Raw genomic sequence first — 21,231 nt, 5'->3', positions numbered from 1 at the left:
CCCCGGCGGCCCGGTGCGCGAGGCCAAACCCCCCCCTTACCGGGCCGCCCCCCCCCCCCGGGGGGGGGGGGGGGCGGCCCGCGACCGCCCCCACCCCCCCCCCGCCCGCCCCCCCCCCCACCCCGCGCGAGATCGCCTCGCTGCTCTCCCGCTTCCCGGACACGTGGACGCACTCCGTCGCCATCAACGACCTGTACTTCGCCGACGCCGCCCCCGCCTTCCGCGCGGCCGGCCGCAAGGGGACGGAACCGCCCTTCAACATCGGGGCCGGGGACGGCGACCCGTCCGCCTTCCAGCGCATCAACGGCGGGCAGTACCAGGCCGCCACCGTTCCCGAGCCGCTGTCGCAGCAGGGCTGGCAGATCGTCGACGAGTTCAACCGCGCCTTCTCCGGCCGTCCCGCCAGCGGCTATGTCGCCCCCACCCACGTCTCGACGGCCGCCAACAGCGCCGGAGCCACGACCTGGGACCCACCCGGCTACCGGGAGGCCTACCGGAGGATCTGGGGCAGGTGAACCGCCCGGTCACGCCCGCCGTCCCCGGCGGAAGCAGGGCCGGCCGGGATCGTCACACCGGAGGCTGACGGCGGGTCCGCCGGTGCGGATCCGTGGGCGGGTCCGGGACACGGCCGGAGTCCGACGATGCCCCGGGCCGCTTCCACCAGCCGCCCGGTGGCCGGCCCGGCAGGCCGCGCGCCTGGACATCCTGGGCAGCATGCGGCGCGCCTGACGCCCCGGTGACCGCCGGGAGGCATCCGGACGCGTGGTGTTGAAGGCGGGTCCGCGGCCGCCGTCACGCGACACTTGGGGGAGACGGCCGGCGAGCGGGGCGGGGAGGCGAGCGTGGTGATCGCCGTCAATCCGACGGACAGCGGCTCGCTGCTGGCCGCCTTCGGCGCGCTGGGCGTCCTGGCGGTGATCTTCGCCGAGTCGGGGCTGCTGGTCGTCGGTTTCTTCCTGCCGGGTGACACGCTGCTGTTCCCGGCCGGTGTGCTGTGCGCGGCCACCACGGACCGGGGGCCCCGGCTGGAGCTGTGGCAGGTGCTGGTGTGCGCGGCCGTCGGCGCGGTGGCGGGCGGGCAGGTGGGCTATCTGATCGGCCGGCACGGCGGGCGGCCGCTGCTGGCCCGTGCCTCGCGGCCGCGGGTGCGGGAGGGTGCCGCCCGGGCGGAGCAGCTGCTCGCCCGCTACGGGTACGGCAAGGCGCTGGTCATCGGCCGTTTCGTGCCGATGCTCCGGTCGGTGCTGCACCCGGCGGCGGGGGCGCTCGGGGTGCCGGTACGGCCGTTCACCGTCTGGCAGGCGGTCGGCGGAGTCCTCTGGTCCCAGACCTTCGTCCTCGCCGGGTACGCGCTGGGCTCCTCGGTCTCCCACATCGACCGCTACCTGCTGCCGCTGGTCGGCGCGATCGTCGTGCTCTCCCTGCTGCCGCTGCTGCTGGAGGCCCGCCGGGCCCACCGCGACCGCTGACCGCGGTCATGGCTCCCCGTGGGCCAGGCGGTGCAGGGCCGCGGCCGTGTCGGTGAAGCCGCCGGCGCCGAGCAGGGCGCGCAGCCCTGCGTTGAAGCCGTCGATCTCCGGCCGGGCCGGGGCGAGCGTCCCGGGCGGACCCGCGCACGCGGTACTGCGGCGGCCGACCGGCCTGCTGATGCGCGGGGTACGGCGACCGCCCGCGTCGGTCGTGGCGGCGGAGGACGCCGAGGCCGCCGAGGCCGCCCAGGACACCGAAGACACAGCGGGCCGGGGATGCCGGAGATGCCGTCTAGAGGGACGTCGGCGGTACCAGTCGGCCCCGGGAGATGAGGGATGCCGCCTTCTTGAGGTGGCGGATGCTGATGCTGACGCCGTAGCCGTCGATGCCGGGGGTCGCGGCGATGCGGGTGGTCAGGAAGCGGTAGAAGTCCTCGGGGTCCCGGGTGATGACGCTGACCATCAGGTTGTGCTCCCCGCTGATGGCGCCGACGAAGGGGACCTCGTCGAGCCGGGCGGTCTCCGTGCCGACCCGCTCGAGGTGAGCGGGGGCGACCCGCAGCCAGAGGATGGCGTTGAGCCCGAACCCCAGCCGCTCCGGGAGCAGTTCGACCTCGTACTCCAGGGTTCCGGAGCCCTCCAGCGACTCCAGCCGGCGGGCCACCCGGGACAGCGACCAGTCGGTGAGTCCGGCGAGCCGGGTGTGGGTGGTACGGCCGTCCTGGGCGAGTGCGTCGAGCAGCGGGGCGTCCTCGGCGGCCGGCGGGGGCGGCGGCCCGGGGGCGGGCGGCGGCCGTTCCGAGGTCAGCTGCCGGACCTGCCCGGCATCGAGGCTGTCGCCGTAGCCGGTCCAGCCGGCGGTGCCGGGAGCGTCGTAGCTGTGGATGATCAGGTCGATGCTGACGTCCAGGACCGAGGCGGACCTGGGCAGCTGCCGGAGCAGTACGTCCTCGCGCGGCACGTCGAGCGGCGAGCGCATGACGCAGATGATCTCCGAGCCCCCCGAGGCCAGGTGGGCCCAGGAGATGTCGGGGCGCCGGGCGAGGGCGTCGGCGAGCGGGTCGACCCGGTCGGGGCGGCAGCGGATGCGGGTGACCCACTGCGCCGCGCCGTACACCCACGGGTTGACCAGCCCCACCACCCGCAACGCCCCGGCGCGGCGCAGCGCCTGGTAGCGGCGGGCCGCGGTCTGCTCGGAGACTCCGGCCACCTCGCCGATCCGCCGGAAGGGCAGCCGCGGCGCGCACTGGAGGGCGCGGAGGATCTTTCGGTCCACCTCGTCAAGCATGGTGGAAGTGTGCCATGAGTATCGATGATCTGGAGGATTCTACGGCAATGGACGCACCTGCTTGGCGGTTGCGCGCACGGGATCGGATGCTGTGGCGGCGGGTTTCTCCTCGGAAGCCCGTTCGACACAGGCCACCGGAGACGCCGGTGGCCTTCGACCGCGGCGCGGCGCGCCGCGAAGGAGAATCTCCGTGAACGTCACGACACCGGCCAGCGGGCCGGTCGAGCGACGGGCGGCCACGATCGTCATGGCCTGCCTGGGCGTCTTCGTCGCCTACCTTCCGGTCACCACGGTCGCGGTGAGCCTGCCCGCCCTGCAGGCCGCGCTGAACGCCTCGACCGCCCAGCTGTCCTGGGTGCAGGACGCGTTCGTGCTGCCGATGGCCGCGTTCATCCTGACCGCCGGCGTCTTCGGGGACGTCCACGGGCGCAAGAAGGTGTTCCAGGCGGGCCTGCTGTTCTCGGCGGCGGGCGCGGTCACCGCCCTGTGCGCGCAGTCGGTCGACATCGTCTGGGCCGGACAGGCCCTGGCCGGCGTCGGCGCGGCGGCACTGCTGCCCACGACGCTGGCGCTGATCAGCCACGCGGTGCCGGACCACCGGGAGCGCGGCAAGTTCATCGGCATCTGGGCCACCTGCCTGACGGCGGCCCTGGCGGTCGGTCCGCTGCTCGCCGGTGTGATCGTCCAGCACTTCTCCTGGCGCTGGATCTACCTGCCGACCGTTCCCGTCGCGCTCCTGACCGTCGCCGTCGCGGCGCGGCAGCTCGCCGACTCGCGGGCACCGCACGGGCGCCGTCTGGACTGGCCCGGCCAGCTCACCGCGACGCTCGCGGTCACCGCGCTGGTCTACGGCGTGATCGAGGGCGGTGCAAGCTCGTTCACCGACGTCAAGGTGATGGTCGCGCTGTTCACGGCCGTGGTCGCCGGCGCCGGTTTCGTGCTGGCGGAGCGGCGCAGCGACAGCCCGATGCTGGACCTGACCCTGTTCCGCAGCCCCGCCTTCACCGCCACCACGCTGGTCGCGACGACCAGTTTCCTGGCGCTCATCGGGTTCTTCTTCGTGCTCAGCCTCTACTTCGGCATGGTGCAGCAACTCGACACCATGCAGGCCGCGTGGCGGCTGCTGATGGTCACCGGGGCGGCGCTGCTGGTCGGCGGGCCGGCCGGGCGGCTGATGCACCGGATTTCGCCCCGGGTGATGATCACCGGCGGTCTGCTGGTGGTCACCGCCGCCCTGTTCGCCCTGACCGGTCTGGCCGCCGACACCTCGTTCGGCTCGGCCGCCTGGCGGCTCGCCCTGCTGGGCCTCGGCATGGGCTTCGTCATGACCGCGATGACCGCGACCGCGGTGGCCTCCGTGCCGTACCACCTGGCCGGCATGGCCGCCGCGGGCAACAACGCCTTCCGGCAGGTCGGCGGCGCCCTCGGCCCGGCCGTCCTGGGCGCGCTGCTCACCACCCGGGCCCTCGACGCGCTGCCCGGTCACCTCGCCGACGCCGGCGTCACCGGCGCGGCGCAGGAGCGCATCGTCACGACCGCACAGACGGACGGCCTCGGCGCGGTCGCCGATCTGGACCTGGGCGCCCGCACCGGCCAGACGATGGGCGCGCTCGGCGACTCCTTCCTGGACGGAATGCGCCTGTGCCTGATCACGGCGGGAAGCCTGACGCTGCTGGCCGCCCTGGTCGCGGTGGTCCTGCTGCGCGCACCCCGGCAGCAGAGCACGCTCAGGGCGGCCGGGCACACCGCGGCCGAGAAGTCCTCGGCCGCGCAGGGCGCCTGACGGCTCACCGCACCAAGCAGGGCCGTTTGGCGTCGAAGCTCCAGCCCGGCACGAGGTACTGCATCCCGGCCGCGTCGTCCCGGCCCGCCCCGAGGTTCAGCTCCTCGTGGCGGGCATGGGCCGCGAGCAGCCGGTCCATGTCGAGCCGGACGCCGAGCCCGGGGGCGTCGGTGACGGCTACCTGGCCGTCGGCGATCCTCGGCGGCTCGACGGTGAGCCGCTCCTGTCCTTCCTGCCAGATCCAGTGGGTGTCCAGGGCGTTGTACTCGCCGGGGGCCGCGGCACCGCAGTGCGCCATCATCGCGAGCGAGATGTCGAAGTGGTTGTTGGAGTGGCAGCCCCAGGTCAGTCCCGTCTCGTGGCAGAGCTGCGCCACCCGCACCGAGCCCTGCATGGTCCAGAAGTGCGGGTCCGCCAGCGGGATCGACACCGACTGCAGGGCGAGGGCGTGGGTGAGCTGCCGCCAGTCGGTGGCGATCATGTTGGTCGCGGTGGGCAGCCCTGTGGCCCGGCGGAACTCGGCGAGGATCTCGCGCCCGGAGTAGCCACCCTCGGCCCCGCAGGGGTCCTCGGCGTAGGCGAGGGTGCCGAGCAGCGGGCGGCACAGCTCCACGGCCTCGCGCAGGGACCAGGCGCCGTTGGGGTCGAGGGTGATCCGGGCCTCGGGGAAGCGGTCCTTGAGCGCCTGGACGGCCCTGACCTCCTCGGCCCCCTCCAGCACGCCGCCCTTGAGCTTGAAGTCCCGGAAGCCGTAGCGGTCGTAGGCCGCCTCCGCCTGCCGGACGACCGCCTCCGGGGTGAGGGCCTCCTCGCGGCGGATCCGGTACCAGGGGACGTCCGAGTCGGGTTCGCGCAGGTAGTCCAGGTCGGTGCGGTCCGGGTCGCCGACGTAGAAGAGGTAGCCGAGGACGCGTACCGAGTCACGCTGCTTGCCGTCGCCGAGCAGGGCGGCGACGGGTACCTCCAGGTGCTGGCCGAGCAGGTCGAGGAGCGCGGACTCCACGGCGGTGACGGCGTGCACGGTGGTGCGCAGGTCGAAGGTCTGCGCGCCGCGACCGCCGGCGTCCCGCCCTGCGAACTCCTCCCCCACGGCCCGCAGCACCCGCTTGTGGTCCCCCAGCCGGGAGCCGACGACCAGGGACGCGGCGTCCCGCAGGGTCCGGGTGATCGCCTCCCCACCGGGCACCTCACCGAGCCCGGTACGGCCCTCGGAGTCCTCGACGACCACGACGTTGCGGGTGAAGTACGGGGCGTGCGCGCCGGAGAGGTTGAGCAGCATCGAGTCCCGGCCTGCCACCGGATACACGGAGAAGCGGGTGACGACGGGCTGACTCATGGGAGAGCGTCCTTACTGCCGAAAACCATCTACATACGGAGATGGAGGCTATGGATGCGGACGCCTTCCGGTCAATGGGCGGACTCGGGGAACCGCACGACGGCCTCGGCCGGAGGCCTTCCGATTTATCCGATAGATCCCGGATGGCCTTCTCGTTCATGGGCACTCAGCAAGGCAGAGAACGTGGTTCTGGCATCGACGAGGAGTAGTCATGGCTGAGCAGAAGTCGTCCTCGGCCCTCACCGCGCCCCTGCGGAACGCTGCCTCGGCCGTGCGCAAGGTGCCCGGCGCCGGAATGGTGACGAAGGCCGCCGAGGAAACCCTGGACAGGATCGGGGCCGTCTCGCCCCGGGGCCGCCGGATGGCCGTGTACGCCGGAGCGGGAGTGCTCGGGGTGGCCGGACTGGTCGAGTGGCCGGTCGCCGTGACCGGTGCGGCGGTGGCCTGGCTCACGCAGCCCCGCCCGCACCACGACGGCGGCGGTGAGACCGCCCGCCCGGAGGCGGCCGGCGACATGACCGGCGGTGCGGGCCACGGCGCCTACGTGGCGATGGGCGACGCGGCGACCACGCCGCGGCACGGCCCGGCCACCGTCGCCCCTGGCCCGATGCTGGAGGACGAGCTGCCGGGCGGCGCCTGGACACGGCCGAGCGGGGCCGCATCACCGGCCACGGGCCCGTCAGCACCGGCCCCACCGACCGCCGGTCAGGATGCACCCACCACCCCACCGACCGCCGGCCCGGACGCTCCCACCACCCCACCGGCCACCCCACCGCCCGCCGCCCCGGACGCACCCGGCACCCCACCGTCCGCCGGTCCGGCCGCGCCGCCCACCGACCCGACGACGGCACCGCCCGCCGCCCCGGGAGCGTCCCCCGGGGACGAGGAGCCGCCGCTCGCCGATCAGCCCCCACCGCCCACCAGCTGACCGGGCCGGGGGTGACGTGCGATGGCGCTCGGGTTGCCGGCGGTCCTGTCCGAGGCGCCCCGACTGCTGGCCCGGGTGGCCGCGCCGGGAGTCGGTGCGGTCGCCGGAGCGGCGGCCGGCACCGCCCGGGCCGGCGTCAGGAGCCTGGACACGGCCGCCCGTATGACGCGGGCGGCACGCACCGCACTGCTCGGCGACCGGCGGCAGTGGCGGTCCGGCGCCCGGGCGCACCTCGCGCTGCGGGCGGCCGACCCCGGGCAGGCGCGGGCCGCGGGCGGCCTGCGGCGGATCGCCGGGCATGTCGCCGAGGCGCTGACGGAGCACCCCGACGTCCTGTTCGCCTACTGGGACGAGGGCCTCGGCCGCCTGGTGGTGGCCGCGGCCGAGGAGGCGGTCACCGACGACGTCGTACGGCACGCCGCCGACCTCGCCGCCCGGCACGGTCTCGTCGCGGACCCCGACGCCGCGGGGGAGGTCACGCATCCCGCCGACCCGGACGGCATCCGGGCCGCCCTCGCGACGCTCGCGGCCGACCTGGTCGGTACCGGCGTCGGCGTCGCCGCGTACGCCCTGCGGCTGCCGCCGTCCCCGCGTGCGGTGACCGCGGTGGTGACGGTGCTCCGGGAGAACCCCCGCGTCCGCGGCATGATCCGCGCCCGCCTGGGCGCCGACGCCATGGACCTGCTGCTGACCTGTGCCAACGCCGCGGCTCACGGGGCCGGACAGACGCCGCCGCGCTGCTGCTCGACGCGGGTCTGCGGGGCTGCCAGCTCGCCGACACCATGGCGCGGGCGGCCGCCTTCGAGCTCTTCCACGACGAACTGTGCACCCCGGACCGGCCGAGCGTCGGCGACGGCGGCCATCCCCGTCCGGCCCTGCGCACCACCCCGGCCCAGGAGTACGCCACGCACGCCTTCGCCGGCAGTGTGCTGGGCGCGGCCGCCACCCTGCTGGTCAAGCACGACGTCACCGAGGCGGCGGAGGCGGTGCTCGCAGGCTCCCCCAAGGCAGCCCGGTACGGGCCGACCGCCTTCGAGGCGGTGCTCGGCGCCGTACCGGCCCGGTCCGGGCTGCTGGTCCGGGATCCGGAGCGGCTGCGGGCGCTGGAGCTGACCGGCACGATCGTGCTGCATCCGAGCGCGGTGTGCACCACCGAGGGAGAGCCCGACCCCTGGACCGAGCCGGTGCTGGACGCGGCCCGGCGCGCCGGGCTGCGGGTGGTGCTGGTGGAGGACCCGGCGCTGGAGGACTTCACCGGCCTCGCCGACCAGGTGGTGGAGGTCCGGCGGCCGTTGGACGACGTCGTGTGCTCCCTGCCCGAGGACGCGGGCGCGGTGATCACGGTGGCCCGGCTGTGGTCGGGCAGGGACAACGGAGTGCTCGCCGGGCTGCTCGCCGGTGACATCGCGCTCGCGCTCACCGACGACGGCAGCGCGGTCGTCTGGAGCGCCGACGCCCTCGCCCTGCACGGGCTGCCCGACGTGTGGCGGCTGCTGACCGCGATACCGGCCGCGCGCCGGGTGGGCCGCCGCTCGCAGACCCTGGCCCGGTCGGGTGCCGCGCTCTCCGGACTGCTGGTGGCCGTCGGCGAGTCGAGGAGCGCGCGCGGCGGCGGACGGATCGCGCTGCCCGGCCTGCGGCACGCACCGGTGGACGGCGCCGCGGCGACCGCGCTGCTGTCCGGGACCGTGGCGGCCCTGCGGGTGGCGAAGGCCGAGGCCCCGCGGCCCAGGGCGCGGGTGCACTGGCACGAACTCGGACCGCGGGAAACCCTGGAGCGGCTGGAGCACGAGCGGGAGACCGAACCGCCCGGTGAGCGGGGGCAGTCCGCCGAACCGTCCCGGAACCCGCTGCTCGTGCCGGTGCGGTGGACGCGGCGGCTCGCCCAGGCCGTACGGAGCGAGCTGGACGACCCGCTGACCCCGGTGCTGGCGGTGGGCTCGGCCGCCTCCGCGATCGTCGGCTCGGCGGTGGACGCCCTGCTGGTGGTCGGCGCGCTCGACCTGAACGCGCTGATCGGCGGGGTCCAGCGGCTGCGGGCCGAACAGGCCGTGTCCGGACTGCTCGCCGAGCAGAAACGGCAGGCCCGGGTGGCCGATTCCACCGAGAAACCGGACACGCACACCGTGGACGCGGCACGCCTGGCGCCCGGCGACGTGATCGACCTGCACACCGACGACGTGGTAGCGGCCGATGCCCGCGTGCTCTCCGAGGACGGCCTGGAGGTCGACGAGTCCGCGCTGACCGGCGAGTCGGTGCCGACCGAGAAGCACACCGCCGCGACCCCGCACGTGCCGGTGGCCGACCGGCACTCCATGGTCTTCGAGGGCACGACGGTGGCCGCCGGTCACGCACGGGCGGTCGTGGTGGACACCGGCGAGCGCACCGAGGCGGCCCGCGCCGTGCACCTGGCCGCGCGGACGCCACCGGCCGCCGGTGTGCAGGCCCGGTTGCACGAACTCACCGCGCAGGCACTGCCGTTGACGCTCGGCGGCGGCGCCGCGATCACCGGCCTGGCCCTGCTGCGCGGGACCCCGATCCGGGAGGCGGTGAGCGGGGGTGTGGCCGTCGGCGTCGCCGCCGTGCCCGAGGGGCTGCCGCTGGTGGCCACGGTGGCCCAGCTCGCCGCCGCCCGGCGGCTGAGCCGGGGCGGGGTCCTGGTCCGGGCACCCCGTGCGCTGGAGGCGCTCGGCCGGATGGACACCGTCTGCTTCGACAAGACCGGCACCCTCACCGAGAACACGCTGCGCCTGGTGAAGGTGGCCGACGCCGACGGGGGGAGCCACGCCCCGGACGACGAGGCGGCGGCCGGCATCCTGCGGGCGGCGGCCCGGGCCTGCCCCCCGGGTCGTCGACGGTGACGGCCCGCCGGAGCACGCCACCGACGCGGCGGTCCTCGACGCGGCCGGACCCGGCTCCGAGTGGGAGCAGTCGGAGAGTCTCCCCTTCGAGGCCGCCCGCGGATACGCCGCGGCCGTCGGCCGGTCCGGCGACGAGCCGCCCCTGCTGGTGGTGAAGGGAGCGCCCGAGACCGTCCTGCCCGCGTGCTCCGGCACCGCCCAACCCGCCTCGGAGACGGCGCAGACCCTGGCCGCCGAGGGCCTGCGCGTCCTGGCCGTCGCCCGACGCCGCACGGACGACGACTCCCGGACGGCCCCCGACATCCTCGAAGCCCCCCTGGAGCAAGTGGAGTTCCTCGGGCTGCTCGGCTTCGCCGACACCCCGCGCGACACCTCCGAGGCGCTGGTGCGCGGCCTGTACGAGGAGGGCGTACGGCCGGTGATGCTCACCGGCGACCACCCGCAGACCGCACGGTCGATCGCAGCGGAGCTGGGCTGGCCCGACGACACCGTCGTGGTGACCGGCGACGACCTGGCCGACACCGACCGGACGGGCAGGGCCCGGGTGCTCCGCGACGCAGGTGTCGTGGCCCGGGTGGCGCCGGAACAGAAACTGCAGGTCGTCGAGGCGTTGCGGGACGCCGGCCGGGTGGTCGGCATGGTCGGCGACGACGCGGCGGCGATCCGCGCCGCCGACATCGGGGTGGGCATCAACGCCCGCGGCTCCGCCGCCGCCCGCAACGCCGCCGGCCTCGTCCTCACCGACGACGACCTGACGGTGCTGATCGACGCCGTCCGGGAGGGCCGCTCGCTGTGGCACAGCGTCGCGGACGCCGTCGCCGTCCTCATCGGCGGCAACGCGGGCGAGATCGGCTTCGGCATCCTCGGCACCCTGCTGTCCCGCAGCGCTCCGCTGTCCACCCGTCAGATGCTGCTGGTCAACCTCTTCACCGACCTGTTCCCGGCGATGGCGGTGGCGGTCACCCCGAAGGAGACGGCGGAGCGGTCGAACCCCGGGGCGCCGTCGGCCGTGCTCGGCGCGCCCCTCCTCCGGCAGATCCGGCACCGCGCGCTGACGACCAGCGCGGGCGCGCTCATGGCCTGGCTCATCGGCCGCGGTACCCCCGGCACGGCCCGCCCCAGCACGATGGCGCTGACCGCGGTGGTCGGCACCCAGCTCATCCAGACCCTGCTGGACCGCCGGGACAGCGCACTGGTCCGCCTCACCTCCCTCGGCTCGGCCGCCGTCCTGCTCACGGTGATCGAGACCCCGGGTGTCAGCCGCTTCTTCGGCTGCACCCCGCTGGGCCCGGTAGCCCTGACCGCGGTGGCCGCCTCGATCACCCTGGCCGTGTGGAGCCAGCGCGCCCTGCCCTTCCTGGAGCGGACCGTCGAGGGCCTGCTGCCGCGACCGTGAGCAAACGGTCGACGACGCACGCTGGACGCGCCTGTGACGCCGCGTGAGACTGAGGGGATCCGACGCCCCCGGCCCAGGACGGTGCCCATGGACGACGACAGGACCGCGCCCGCGCGCGTCGAACTCACCCCGCGCGCCGCCGAGCTGGTGCGCCGGCTGCGTGCCGAGCACGGGCCGCTGATGTTCCACCAGTCCGGCGGCTGCTGCGACGGAAGCGCGCCCATGTGCTATCCGGACGGCGAGTTCCGTACCGGCGGCTCGGACGTGCTGCTGGCCGAGCTGGCGGTGGACGGGGTCGAGGAGCCGGTCACCTTCTGGATGTCCCGCAGCCAGTACGAGGTGTGGAGCCACACCCGGCTGATCGTGGACGTGGTACCCGGACGGGGGAGCGGTTTCTCCCTGGAGGCACCCGAGGGGGTGCGTTTCCTCACCCGTTCTCGCGTAGTCGACGGCTAGCCGCCCCGCCGGTCACCCCGGTCTGCTGCACTTCCCTGAGTCCTGGAGAACTTGACGAGACATCAGGGGGTGCGGTGACGCATCGTCGGAGACGGTTTGCGGCGAAGACCCGAACTCTGTGCACGATTCTCACCACGTCCGGCGTGCTGGCCGGTGCGGCCCTCACGGGGGCGGCACCGGCCGGCGCCGCGTCGGGCGCCGGCCGGATCGCGTCCGGCATCACCTACCGGCAGTTCGACCTCCCGGCGGCCAAGGGCACGGTCCACGCCCATCTGCTGACCGTCGACCTGACCGACCCGCACGTCCGCGTGGACCTGCTCTCGCCGGGCGCGGTGGCCGCACGGTCGCCGGTGTCCGCGATGGCGGACGCGGCGGGGGCGGTCGCGGGCGTGAACGGCGACTTCTTCAACATCAACGAGACCCAGCACCCGGGCGTCGAGGCGACCGGCGCGAGCGTCGGCCCGGCGATCGCGCACGGCGGGGTGCTCAAGTCGGCGGTGCCGACGGCCCAGCGCTTCGGTCCGTCGCTGCCGCCCGGCACCGACACCACCGACGTCTTCGGCGTCGGCGTGGACCGCCGGGCCCGGCTCGACCGGCTGACGCTCGTCGGCACGGCCCGCACCCGGGACGCCACCCTCCCGCTGCGGGGGCTCAACCAGTACGCCCTGGCGCAGGGGTCCGTCGGCGTCTACACCGCCGCCTGGGGCTCGGCCTCCCGCAAGCGCGCCACCTGCGGCTCGGACACCAACCGGGCCGCCGGGTGCAGCACGGACACCTACGAGGTGCGGATCCGCGCCGGCAGGGTCGTCGCCATGTCCGACACCCCGGGCAGCGGTGCGATCGCCGCGGGTACGACCGTCCTGCTCGGCCGGGAGGCGGGCGCGGACAGGCTGCGCGCCCTCACCAAGGGCGAACGGGTCACGGTGCGCGAGTTCCTGATGCCGTCCGCCACCAGGATCCCGTACCGCTTCGCCGTCGGCGGCTACCCGGTGCTGCGCGGCGGCGAGCCGCTGGCCGGGCTGAACGACACCACCGCGGCCGTGCGCACGGCCGTGGGCTACGCGAGCGGCGGGCGTAGGCTGCTGCTGCTCGCGCTGGACGGCGCGGTGGCCTACCGCAGCGGCATGACCATCGCCGAAGTGGCCGACGAGATGCGGCAGTTGGGGGCGGTCGACGCGTTCAGCCTGGACGGTGGCGGCTCCACGACGATGGTGGCACGCGCCGCGGGGGCGAAGACGGTGAGCGTGCTCAACCACCCGACCGAGAGCCCGGAGCGCGCCGTGGCGAACGGGATCGGGGTCTTCTGGAGACCCTGAGCCGGCCGCTCAGGGTTTCAGACTGCTGACCAGATCGGCGGTCGCGGTGAGCCCGCTGGTGATGGTCGGCGCCATGCTGGTGCTGGCCAGGAAGAACCCGAACAGCATGCAGACCAGGGCGTGCGAGATCTTCAGCGCGCCCTGGCGCATGAAGATCACGGCCAGCAACAGGAGCAGCAGCACCACAGAGATGGAAACGGCCATCGCGAACCTCCTCCGCCACGCCCGTTTCGGGGCGTTCGGCCGCAAGTGTGGCGTAGCGGAGGGTGGGGCCGTGCGGTTGACACGGCCCCCGTTCGAGTGGTGTTACGACGACGCGTGGGTGTCCAGGAAGGCCTCCAGGCCTGCCAGGTCATCGGTGTTGAAGTAGTCGATGCCGGCGGCGAGCAGTTCGCCCCACAGCGCGTCGCGGTCGGGGCCGGCCACGTCGGGGGTGTTCCAGAAGCGCACCGTCTGACCGTGCGCGTGCGCCTGGCCGATGATGTCGCGCAGCTTCTGCCGCTCGGCGTCGGGGAACGCGCCCGCACCGAGCCAGGTGAAGTTGAGCTGCCAGTTGTCGCTGATCAGCGGTACGAAGGAGGCGGGCGCCGAGGTGCCGAGGTCGGTGAGCCGGCCGTCGTAGAAGGCCCGGCGCACGGTCTGCGCCTCCGTCGGCGTGCGGGCGGCACGGTCGCCGGAGATGACGTTGGTGACCGCACCGGGGATCACCCGGCCGTGGGCGTAGGTGGTGAACAGGTGCGGGTGGCGCCGCAGATGCCGGTCGAGCTCCAGGTAGGTCGAGGAGCCCTCGGTCTTGATGTCGATGAGCAGCTGCAGCGGCCTGCGCCACCCCCGGTACACGGAGCCGTGGTTGGCCTTGACGATCGCGGCCAGCGGGTCGAGGTAGAGGGATTCGAGGGTGCGGCTCGGGTCGAGGTCGTCCTCGGTGTGGCCGATGAGGAGCTGGTCGCCGACGAGGAAGATGTCGGCCTCGACGCTGCCGAAGCGGTGGCCGAGGGCGTCGTACAGGGGGTGGGTGTGCTCGTAGTCGTTGTGGGCGTGGGCACGCCACAGCGGCCGCCGGCCACGGCGGCCGTCGCCCGCCCAGGCCTGCGTGCCGGGCAGTACGACGGCGCCGGCGAGGGCGGCACCGAGGGTGGTGAGGGCTCTGCGACGGGTGGTGAGGGCCATGCTCTGCCTCCCTTGTAGGGCCATGAGTGACCCAAGGGAGTATGCGTTCGAACAGACCCCAATCGGTGTACCTGCGCAGGGAGTTGGCTGAACCGCCACCCCCGGTTCACTTCATACGAGCCGCCACGGCAGCGCCCCGTCAGGGGCGCTGGGGGTGCCCCCGGCCGAAGGCTGGGGGAGGAACTGCGCGACCAGCCCCCACGCACCCGCAGTCGACGACCGAAAATCACGGCGCCTGAAGATCGACCAGTGCGCCCAAGGCCTCCCGATGCGCCCCCGCCGTACCGAAGGCGATCGAATCGGACTTGGCCCGCTTCAGATACAGATGGATCGGATGTTCCCAGGTCATCCCGATCCCCGCATGCAACTGCAGCGCCTCCTCGGCGGCGTGCACGGCAACCGGCCCCGCATAAGCCTGCGCAACGGCCACCAACACGTCGGCATCACCGCCGGAGGCCAGCGCGTCGGCCGCACCGCGCGCCGCCGCGCGAAGGTTCACCACCTCCAGCCACAGCTGTGCCAGCCGGTGCTTGATCGCCTGGAACCCGCCCACCGGCCGGTTGAACTGCTTGCGCTCCTTGAGGTACCGCACGGTCTCCGTCAACGCCCACTCGGCGACGCCGAACTGCTCGGAGGCCAGCAGCCCGGCCCCGGCCCGCAGCGCACGCCGTACCGCCGGCTCCGCGTCGCCCACGCGCCGCCCCGCCGCTCCGTCCAGCGTCACCGTGGCGAGCGGCCGGGTCAGGTCGAAGGACACCTGCGGGGTGACGGTCACGGCGCCCGCCTCGACGGCGTACAGCCCGCCGTCGTCCCCGGGCACCAGCAGCACGTCCGCCGCGACCGCGTCCGCGATCCCGGTCAACTCGCCGTGCAGACGCCCGCCTTCGACGTGTACGGCCTTGAACCCGCCGCCCGGGGCGACATGCAGCCCCACGGCCAGCGCCCCGACGGTCCGCCCGGACGCCAGCTTTCCGAGCAGCTGCCCGTCGCCGCAGGCCAGCAGCGCCTCGGTCGCCACCACGGCACTGGTCAGATACGGCACGGGCGCGACCGCACGCCCCAGCTCCTCCAGGACGACGGCGACTTCGCGGTGCGAGGCGCCCTGGCCGCCCAGCTCCTCGGGGACCAGCAGCCCGGCGAGCCCCATGCCCTCGGTGAGGGCCTTCCAGGCGGCCGCGTCGTGCGCGGCGTCCGACTCGGTGCGGGCGATCACGCCCGGCGCGTCACAGTGGTCGGCGAGCAGATCCCGTACCGCGGCCCGCAGCGCCTCTTCCTCCTCCGAGTACAGCAGATCCGTCATCGGGCGAGGTCCTTCCAGGCGACGTCCTTGTCGGTGCGCGGTTCGGCCGGCAGGCCCAGGACGCGCTCGGCGACGATGTTCAGCAGGACCTCGCTGGTCCCGCCCTCGATGCTGTTGCCCTTGGCGCGGAGGTAGCGGTAGCCCGCGTCCCGGCCGGTGAAGTCCACGAGTTCGGGCCGGCGCATGGTCCAGTCGTCGTACAACAGGCCTTCCTCGCCGCGGAGTTCGACCTCCAGGCCGCTGATCTCCTGGTTGAGGCGGGCGAAGGCGAGCTTCATGCCGGCGCCCTCGGGGCCGGGCTGTCCGGCGACGAGCTGCTGGCGCAGGCGCTCCGCGGTGAGGCGGGCGACCTCGGACTCGACCCAGAGCTTCAGCAGCCGCTGGTGCAGGTCGTGGGTGCGCAGTTCGGGGCGTTCGCGCCAGGTCTTCGCGACCGGGCCGATCATGCCGCCCTCGCGGGGCAGCCGCATCCCGCCGATGGCGACGCGCTCGTTGTTGAGCGTGGTCTGGGCGACCCGCCAGCCGTCGCCGATCTCACCGAGGCGGTGGGCGTCGGGGATGCGGACGTCGGTGAGGAAGACCTCGTTGAACTCGGCCTCGCCGGTCACCTGCCGCAGCGGCCGCACGTCCACGCCGGGGTCGGTCATGTCGCAGACGAAGTAGGTGATGCCCGCATGCTTGGGCACATTCGGGTCGGTGCGGGCGATGAGGATGGCCCAGCGGGCGTTGTGCGCACCGGAGGTCCACACCTTCTGCCCGTTGACCACCCACTCTCCCCCACTCTCGGCTTCGCTCGAGCGGGAGGGACCCCCATCCTCACGCACGGCCCGGGTGCCGAGCGCGGCCAGGTCGGAGCCGGCACCCGGCTCGCTGAACAGCTGGCACCAGACCTCCTCGCCGATCCACAGCGGCCGCAGGAAGCGCTGCTTCTGCTCCTCCGTGCCGTACTTGAGGATGGTCGGCGCGGCCATGCCGAGCCCGATGCCGTTGCGGCGGGAGTCGTTGTCGGGGGCGCCGGCGGCCTCCAGCCCGGCGTCCACGACGGCCTGGAGGGAGCGGGGCGCGCCGAGGCCACCGAGGCCCTCCGGATAGTGCACCCAGGCGAGTCCCGCGTCGAAGCGGGCCTTGAGGAAGTCGAGCCGATCGGTGTCTTCCACCGGATACGCGGCCAGCAACTCGGCGGTGCGGCGCTGGAGTTCGGCGGCGTCGGTCATGCTGCGGCTCCGTTCGGTACGACGGTGACCCGGCCGGTGGTGACGCCGTCGCCCACCCGCTGCACGGCCGCCGCGGCCTCGGACAGCGGCACCCGCTCGCTCACCAGGGGCTTGATGGCGCCCTTGGCGGCCAGCTCGGTGAGCTGCTGGTGGCACTGAAGGATCAGCTTGGGGTTCTTGGTGGCGTACAGGCCCCAGTGCAGGCCCTGGATGGAGTAGTTCTTCACCAGGGCGTGGTTGAGCGCCGGGCTGGGGATGGTGCCGCTGGCGAAGCCGACGACCACGATCCGGCCCTCGAAGGCGACGACCTTGGTGGACTGGGTGTAGGCCTCGCCGCCGACCGGGTCGTAGATCACGTCGGCGCCCCGGCCGCCGGTGGCCTCCTTGACGGCGGCGACGACGTCCTCGGCGCGCCGGTCGACGACGACGTCACAGCCCTGCTCGCGGGCCACGGCGGCCTTGTCGGCGCCGCCGACCACGCCGATCACCCGCGCCCCGGCCGCCTTGCCGAGCTGGACGGCCGCGCTGCCGACCCCGCCGGCGGCGGCGTGCACCAGCAGGGTCTCGCCGGCCTGGAGGGCCGCCCGGCGGTGCAGGCCGAACCAGCCCGTCTGGTAGCCGATGTGCAGCGCGGCGGCCTCGGCGTCGTCCAGCGAGTCCGGCGCGGGCAGCAGCGCGGCGGCGTCCGCGACCGCGTACTCGGCGAAGCCGCCGTACGGCAGCGCGGGGTTGGCGATCACCCGGCGCCCGTCCTCGGTCTCGCCGCAGATCTCCACCCCGGGGGTGAACGGCAGCGGCGGGCGCACCTGGTAGTGGCCCCGGCACATCAGGACGTCCGGGAAGTTGATGTTGGCGGCACGCACCCTGAGCAGCACCTGGCCGTCGCCGGGCGTGGGCCGCTCCACCTCCTGGAGCCGCATCACCTCGCTCGGCTCGCCGTTCTCGTGCACTTGCCATGCCTGCATGCGGTGCCTCCACGGGACTGCGTCGACTGCGTCGTCTGACCGGGGTCCACCGCATACTAAGCGGTCGCTTGCCACCGAGGGAACAGCCTCCCGGCGGAACGCCGGATTCGTCACGTCCGCTTCGGCCGCGCCCGCACGTGCATCCGCTCCCCCTGCGGCCCGAACAGGCTGAGGAACTCCACCGGCCCCTCCCCCGTCGACCCGAACCAGTGCGGCACCCGGGTGTCGAACTCGGCCGCCTCCCCCGGCCCCAGCACGACGTCATGCTCACCGAGCACCAGCCGCAGCTTCCCGGACAGCACGTACAGCCATTCGTAGCCCTCGTGGGTACGCGGCTCGGGTTCGAGTCTCCGCTTCGGCTCGACCACCTTGAAGGCCTGCAGGCCGCCGGGCTGCCGGGTGAGCGGCAGGAAGGTCCGGCCGTGGCGCTCCATCGGCTTCGCACGCACCCGGGGGTCGCCGGCCGGCGGGGCACCGACCAGTTCGTCCAGGGGCACCTGGTGGGCCTGCGCGATCGGCAGCAGCAGCTCCAGGCTGGGCTTGCGCAGGCCCGATTCCAGCCGGGAGAGGGTGCTGACCGAGATGCCGGTGGTCTCGGAGAGGGCGGCGAGGGTGACCTCCCGCTCCTTGCGGAGCCGGCGCAGCCGGGGTCCCACGCCCGCGAGGACGTCGTCCGTAGTCATGCCTGCATTGCAGTTTCGGCAAAGACGTTTGTCAATCCGGCAGCGGCCGGTCCAGCCTCGGCCGCGGAGGTGGTCACCATGACCGATACGTACGAAGTGGTCGTCGTCGGAGGCGGCGCGGCCGGCCTGTCCGCCGCGCTGGTCCTGGGCCGGGCCCGGCGCCGCACCCTGGTCGTCGACTCGGGCGAGCCGCGCAACGCCCCGGCGGCGCACATGCAGGGCTTCCTGTCCCGGGACGGCATGCCGCCCGCGGAGTTCCTGGCGGTGGGCCGGGAGGAGATCGCCCGGTACGGCGTGGAGCTGGTCCGGGACCGGGCGGTGGGCGCGACGAAGGACGGCGCGGACGGTTTCGCGGTGGCACTGGCGGGCGGCCGCACGGTCCGGGCCCGGCAGTTGGTCGTCGCCACCGGCCTGAAGGACGAGTTGCCGCCCGTCCCCGGGGTGGCCGAACGGTTCGGCCGGGATGTGCTGCACTGCCCGTACTGCCACAGCTGGGAGGTACGCGACCAGGCGTTCGGGGTGCTGGCCACGACCCCGATGAGCGTGCACCAGGCGCTGATGGTCACCCAGTGGTCCAAGGACGTGACCCTCTTCCTGCACCAGGTCGAGGAGACGGAGCTGACCGACGACGACCTGCGGCGGCTGGCCGTGGCCGGGGTGCGGGTGGTGCCCGGTGCGGTGGCGGGTCTGCGGATCGAGGACGACCGGCTGACGGGCGTACGGCTCGCCGACAGCAGCGTGCACCCGCGGGAGGCGCTGTTCGCCGCCCCGCGCCCGGTCCCGCAGAACGACCTGTTCCTCGGGCTGGGCGCCGAGCTGACGGAGACCCCCTTCGGCGCCTACCCGGTGATCGACGAGCGGGGCCTGACCACCGTGCCCGGGCTGTGGGCGGCGGGCAACGCGAGCGGTTTCGCCGAGCAGGTGGTCAACGCGGCGAGCCGCGGCTACCGGGCCGGTGCGGCGATCAACGGCGAGCTGCTCTTCGCGGATCTGGACGCCGCCGTGCGGGTGTAGTCCGGCCCCGCCCGTTGCACCATGGCTGCATGCTGCTGACCCGGCTCGCCGAAGTGTCCCGGGAGGTCGCCGCCACCGCGGCCAGGTCCCGCAAGACCGCGCTGCTCGCCGGACTCTTCCGGGAGACGGCTCCCGACGACGTTCCGGTCGTCATCCCCTACCTGGCCGGCCGGCTCCCGCAGGGCCGCCTCGGCGTCGGCTGGAAGGTGCTGAGCCGGCCCGTCCCGCCGGCCGCCGAACCGTCCCTCACCGTGCGCGAGGTCGACGCCCGGCTCAGCGAGCTCGGCAAGGTCTCCGGGGCCGGTTCGCAGGCCGAACGGGCCCGGATCGTGGGCGAGTTGATGGGCGCGGCGACGGCGGACGAGCAGCGCTTCCTGCTGGGGCTGATCACCGGGGAGGTGCGGCAGGGCGCCCTGGACGCGGTCGCCGTCGAGGGGCTCGCGCAGGCGACCGGCGCGGACCCCGGCGCCGTCCGCCGGGCGGTGATGCTCGCCGGGTCCCTCCAGACGGTGGCCGCGGCGCTGCTGGCGGACGGCACTCCGGCCTTGGAGCGTTTCCGGCTCACCGTCGGCCGTCCGGTGCTGCCCATGCTGGCGCACACCGCCTCCTCGGTCGCCGAGGCGGTGGCGAAGCTGGGCGGCTCGGCGGTCGAGGAGAAGCTGGACGGCATCCGGGTCCAGGTCCACCGGGACGGCGACACGGTACGGGTCTTCACCCGCACCCTGGACGAGATCACCGACCGCCTTCCCGAGGTGACCTCCGCCGCACGCGGGTTGAACGGCGACCGGTTCGTCCTGGACGGCGAGGTGATCTCCTTCGACGCGGACGGCCGGCCCCGCTCCTTCCAGGAGACGGCGGGCCGGGTCGGCTCCCGGACGGACGTGGCGAAGGCGGCCCGGGAGGTCCCGGTCTCCCCGGTCTTCTTCGACGCGCTCTCTGTCGACGGCCACGACCTGCTCGACCTGCCCTTCGCCGAACGGCACGCGGAACTGGCCCGGCTGGTCCCCGAGCCGATGCGGGTGCGCCGGGCGCTGGTGTCCGGGCCGGACGACACGACGACCGCCGAGGAGTTCCTCGCGGCCGCCCTCGCCCGCGGTCACGAGGGCGTGGTCGTCAAAGCCCTGGACGGCCCCTACAGCGCCGGCCGCCGGGGCGCCTCCTGGCTGAAGGTGAAGCCCGTCCACACCCTGGACCTGGTCGTGCTGGCCGCCGAGTGGGGCCACGGCCGCCGTACCGGCAGGCTCTCCAACCTGCACCTCGGCGCCCGCAACCCGGACGGCACCTTCGCCATGCTCGGCAAGACGTTCAAGGGCATGACCGACGCGATGCTGGAGTGGCAGACCGCCCGGCTCAAGGAGCTGGAGGTCTCGGACACCGGCTGGGTGGTGACCGTACGCCCGGAACTCGTCGTCGAGATCGCCTACGACGGCCTGCAACGGTCCTCCCGCTACCCGGCCGGCGTCACCCTGCGCTTCGCGCGGGTCGTCCGCTACCGCGAGGACAAGCGGCCGGAGGAGGCCGATACGGTGGAGACCCTGCTGGCCGCCCATCCGGAGGTACGGCGTTGACGGAGCCGAAGCGAAGCGCCGGACTGCTGTTGTTCCGGCATACCGGCGCAGGCCTCGAGGTGTTGCTCGGCCATATGGGCGGGCCGTTCTTCGCGAAGAAGGACGCGGGCGCCTGGACCGTCCCCAAGGGCGAGTACGAGCCGGACGAGCCCGCCTGGGAGGCGGCCCGCCGCGAGTTCCGGGAGGAACTGGGCCTGGCGCCGCCGGACGGCGAGCCGATCGAGCTGGGCGAGGTCCGGCAGACCAACGGCAAGATCGTCACGGCGTGGGCGATCGAGGCGGACCTGGACCCGGCCGCCATCGCCCCCGGCACCTTCGTGATGGAGTGGCCGCCGCGGTCGGGCCGGATCCAGGAGTTCCCGGAGCTGGACCGGGTGGCCTGGCTGACCCCGGACCGGGCCCGCGAGGTGATCGTCAAGGCGCAGGCCGCGTTTCTCGACCGGCTGGCGGAGCACTCGGGCTGAACAGGGGCCCATACGTTGCG

At 74.1% G+C, this 21,231-nt stretch carries 18 protein-coding genes and 1 pseudogene; 10 read left to right on the top strand and 9 right to left on the bottom strand.

The window, feature by feature from the left end:
• Together ACZ4UV_RS38205 and ACZ4UV_RS38200 are read left to right on the top strand one after the other, a co-directional pair.
• On the top strand, positions 1–515 hold a 515-nt coding region (locus ACZ4UV_RS38205; protein ID WP_467844403.1), incomplete at its 5' end, for a type 1 periplasmic-binding domain-containing protein.
• 330 nt (positions 516–845) lie between these two features.
• Positions 846–1,469: a DedA family protein gene (locus tag ACZ4UV_RS38200; RefSeq protein ID WP_451020013.1), complete on the top strand. Its 624-nt coding sequence runs from the start codon at positions 846–848 to the stop codon at positions 1,467–1,469.
• A 6-nt stretch (positions 1,470–1,475) separates the two neighbouring features.
• On the opposite strand, the gene ACZ4UV_RS38195 is transcribed toward ACZ4UV_RS38200, so the two are convergent.
• Complete coding sequence (locus ACZ4UV_RS38195) at positions 1,476–1,724, bottom strand: hypothetical protein (protein WP_467844400.1); 249 nt, start codon at positions 1,722–1,724, stop codon at positions 1,476–1,478.
• A gap of 37 nt (positions 1,725–1,761) precedes the next feature.
• Positions 1,762–2,757: an Lrp/AsnC family transcriptional regulator gene (locus ACZ4UV_RS38190; RefSeq protein WP_467844398.1), complete on the bottom strand. Its 996-nt coding sequence runs from the start codon at positions 2,755–2,757 to the stop codon at positions 1,762–1,764.
• A 190-nt stretch (positions 2,758–2,947) separates the two neighbouring features.
• On the opposite strand from ACZ4UV_RS38190, the gene ACZ4UV_RS38185 reads away from it, so the two are divergent.
• On the top strand, positions 2,948–4,540 hold the full coding sequence (locus ACZ4UV_RS38185; RefSeq protein ID WP_451020008.1) for an MFS transporter: 1,593 nt from the start codon (positions 2,948–2,950) through the stop codon (positions 4,538–4,540).
• Positions 4,541–4,544: 4 nt separating this feature from the next.
• Here ACZ4UV_RS38185 and ACZ4UV_RS38180 read toward each other — a convergent pair whose 3' ends face one another.
• Positions 4,545–5,876, bottom strand: coding sequence for an enolase C-terminal domain-like protein (locus tag ACZ4UV_RS38180; protein WP_451020007.1), 1,332 nt, complete (start codon positions 5,874–5,876; stop codon positions 4,545–4,547).
• A gap of 211 nt (positions 5,877–6,087) precedes the next feature.
• Here ACZ4UV_RS38180 and ACZ4UV_RS38175 point away from each other — a divergent pair, with 211 nt between their 5' ends.
• From ACZ4UV_RS38175 to ACZ4UV_RS38160, 4 genes and pseudogenes are all read left to right on the top strand, one after another.
• Entirely contained in the window at positions 6,088–6,804 is a 717-nt protein-coding gene (locus tag ACZ4UV_RS38175) for a hypothetical protein (protein WP_467844394.1), read from the top strand.
• Positions 6,805–6,825: 21 nt separating this feature from the next.
• Positions 6,826–11,061, top strand: a pseudogene (locus tag ACZ4UV_RS38170) (HAD-IC family P-type ATPase).
• 87 nt (positions 11,062–11,148) lie between these two features.
• Positions 11,149–11,517 carry a DUF779 domain-containing protein gene (locus ACZ4UV_RS38165; protein ID WP_390041193.1) on the top strand — a complete coding sequence of 123 codons (369 nt, stop codon included), beginning with the start codon at positions 11,149–11,151 and terminating at the stop codon, positions 11,515–11,517.
• Positions 11,518–11,660: 143 nt separating this feature from the next.
• Positions 11,661–12,833 carry a phosphodiester glycosidase family protein gene (locus ACZ4UV_RS38160; protein ID WP_451020005.1) on the top strand — a complete coding sequence of 391 codons (1,173 nt, stop codon included), beginning with the start codon at positions 11,661–11,663 and terminating at the stop codon, positions 12,831–12,833.
• A 9-nt stretch (positions 12,834–12,842) separates the two neighbouring features.
• On the opposite strand, the gene ACZ4UV_RS38155 is transcribed toward ACZ4UV_RS38160, so the two are convergent.
• From ACZ4UV_RS38155 to ACZ4UV_RS38130, 6 genes are all read right to left on the bottom strand, one after another.
• Entirely contained in the window at positions 12,843–13,037 is a 195-nt protein-coding gene (locus ACZ4UV_RS38155) for a hypothetical protein (RefSeq protein ID WP_089105410.1), read from the bottom strand.
• A gap of 102 nt (positions 13,038–13,139) precedes the next feature.
• Positions 13,140–14,003, bottom strand: a complete 864-nt coding sequence (locus ACZ4UV_RS38150) for a phosphatidylinositol-specific phospholipase C/glycerophosphodiester phosphodiesterase family protein (protein WP_467844388.1) — start codon at positions 14,001–14,003, stop codon at positions 13,140–13,142.
• Positions 14,004–14,229: 226 nt separating this feature from the next.
• Positions 14,230–15,303, bottom strand: a complete 1,074-nt coding sequence (locus ACZ4UV_RS38145; protein WP_451020003.1) for an acyl-CoA dehydrogenase family protein — start codon at positions 15,301–15,303, stop codon at positions 14,230–14,232.
• Positions 15,300–16,517 carry an acyl-CoA dehydrogenase family protein gene (locus ACZ4UV_RS38140; protein WP_467844385.1) on the bottom strand — a complete coding sequence of 406 codons (1,218 nt, stop codon included), beginning with the start codon at positions 16,515–16,517 and terminating at the stop codon, positions 15,300–15,302. Before ACZ4UV_RS38140 ends, ACZ4UV_RS38145 begins: the two co-directional genes overlap by 4 nt.
• Positions 16,514–17,482, bottom strand: a complete 969-nt coding sequence (locus tag ACZ4UV_RS38135; protein WP_390041182.1) for an NADPH:quinone oxidoreductase family protein — start codon at positions 17,480–17,482, stop codon at positions 16,514–16,516. Before ACZ4UV_RS38135 ends, ACZ4UV_RS38140 begins: the two co-directional genes overlap by 4 nt.
• A 110-nt stretch (positions 17,483–17,592) precedes the next feature.
• The gene (locus ACZ4UV_RS38130) at positions 17,593–18,165 is read right to left on the bottom strand and encodes a helix-turn-helix domain-containing protein (RefSeq protein ID WP_451022363.1); all 573 of its coding nucleotides are present in this window, start codon (positions 18,163–18,165) and stop codon (positions 17,593–17,595) included.
• 78 nt (positions 18,166–18,243) lie between these two features.
• Between ACZ4UV_RS38130 and ACZ4UV_RS38125 the strand changes: the two genes are divergently transcribed.
• The 3 genes from ACZ4UV_RS38125 to ACZ4UV_RS38115 are packed head-to-tail and all read left to right on the top strand — an operon-like array spanning position 18,244 to position 21,211.
• Positions 18,244–19,179 (top strand): NAD(P)/FAD-dependent oxidoreductase, encoded by a 936-nt coding sequence (locus ACZ4UV_RS38125; protein ID WP_467844380.1) that lies wholly within the window; start codon positions 18,244–18,246, stop codon positions 19,177–19,179.
• Positions 19,180–19,208: 29 nt separating this feature from the next.
• The gene (locus ACZ4UV_RS38120; RefSeq protein WP_451022361.1) at positions 19,209–20,747 is read left to right on the top strand and encodes an ATP-dependent DNA ligase; all 1,539 of its coding nucleotides are present in this window, start codon (positions 19,209–19,211) and stop codon (positions 20,745–20,747) included.
• Entirely contained in the window at positions 20,744–21,211 is a 468-nt protein-coding gene (locus ACZ4UV_RS38115) for an NUDIX hydrolase (protein ID WP_390041174.1), read from the top strand. Before ACZ4UV_RS38120 ends, ACZ4UV_RS38115 begins: the two co-directional genes overlap by 4 nt.
• Positions 21,212–21,231: the final 20 nt, after the last annotated feature.

Source organism: Streptomyces sp. NPDC028289 (assembly GCF_055565975.1).
The sequence above is the reverse complement of the archived record's forward strand: the minus strand, read 5'-3'. Positions and strand labels throughout refer to the sequence as shown.

What these genes read in the sequence shown, in the direction of transcription:
- ACZ4UV_RS38190 (WP_467844398.1), bottom strand. Translation starts at nt 2,757, where the DNA reads ATGCTTGACGAGGTGGACCGAAAGATCCTCCGCGCCCTCCAGTGCGCG.
- ACZ4UV_RS38180 (WP_451020007.1), bottom strand. Translation starts at nt 5,876, where the DNA reads ATGAGTCAGCCCGTCGTCACCCGCTTCTCCGTGTATCCGGTGGCAGGC.
- ACZ4UV_RS38175 (WP_467844394.1), top strand. Translation starts at nt 6,088, where the DNA reads ATGGCTGAGCAGAAGTCGTCCTCGGCCCTCACCGCGCCCCTGCGGAAC.
- ACZ4UV_RS38165 (WP_390041193.1), top strand. Translation starts at nt 11,149, where the DNA reads ATGGACGACGACAGGACCGCGCCCGCGCGCGTCGAACTCACCCCGCGC.
- ACZ4UV_RS38155 (WP_089105410.1), bottom strand. Translation starts at nt 13,037, where the DNA reads ATGGCCGTTTCCATCTCTGTGGTGCTGCTGCTCCTGTTGCTGGCCGTG.
- ACZ4UV_RS38150 (WP_467844388.1), bottom strand. Translation starts at nt 14,003, where the DNA reads ATGGCCCTCACCACCCGTCGCAGAGCCCTCACCACCCTCGGTGCCGCC.
- ACZ4UV_RS38145 (WP_451020003.1), bottom strand. Translation starts at nt 15,303, where the DNA reads ATGACGGATCTGCTGTACTCGGAGGAGGAAGAGGCGCTGCGGGCCGCG.
- ACZ4UV_RS38140 (WP_467844385.1), bottom strand. Translation starts at nt 16,517, where the DNA reads ATGACCGACGCCGCCGAACTCCAGCGCCGCACCGCCGAGTTGCTGGCC.
- ACZ4UV_RS38135 (WP_390041182.1), bottom strand. Translation starts at nt 17,482, where the DNA reads ATGCAGGCATGGCAAGTGCACGAGAACGGCGAGCCGAGCGAGGTGATG.
- ACZ4UV_RS38130 (WP_451022363.1), bottom strand. Translation starts at nt 18,165, where the DNA reads ATGACTACGGACGACGTCCTCGCGGGCGTGGGACCCCGGCTGCGCCGG.
- ACZ4UV_RS38125 (WP_467844380.1), top strand. Translation starts at nt 18,244, where the DNA reads ATGACCGATACGTACGAAGTGGTCGTCGTCGGAGGCGGCGCGGCCGGC.
- ACZ4UV_RS38120 (WP_451022361.1), top strand. Translation starts at nt 19,209, where the DNA reads ATGCTGCTGACCCGGCTCGCCGAAGTGTCCCGGGAGGTCGCCGCCACC.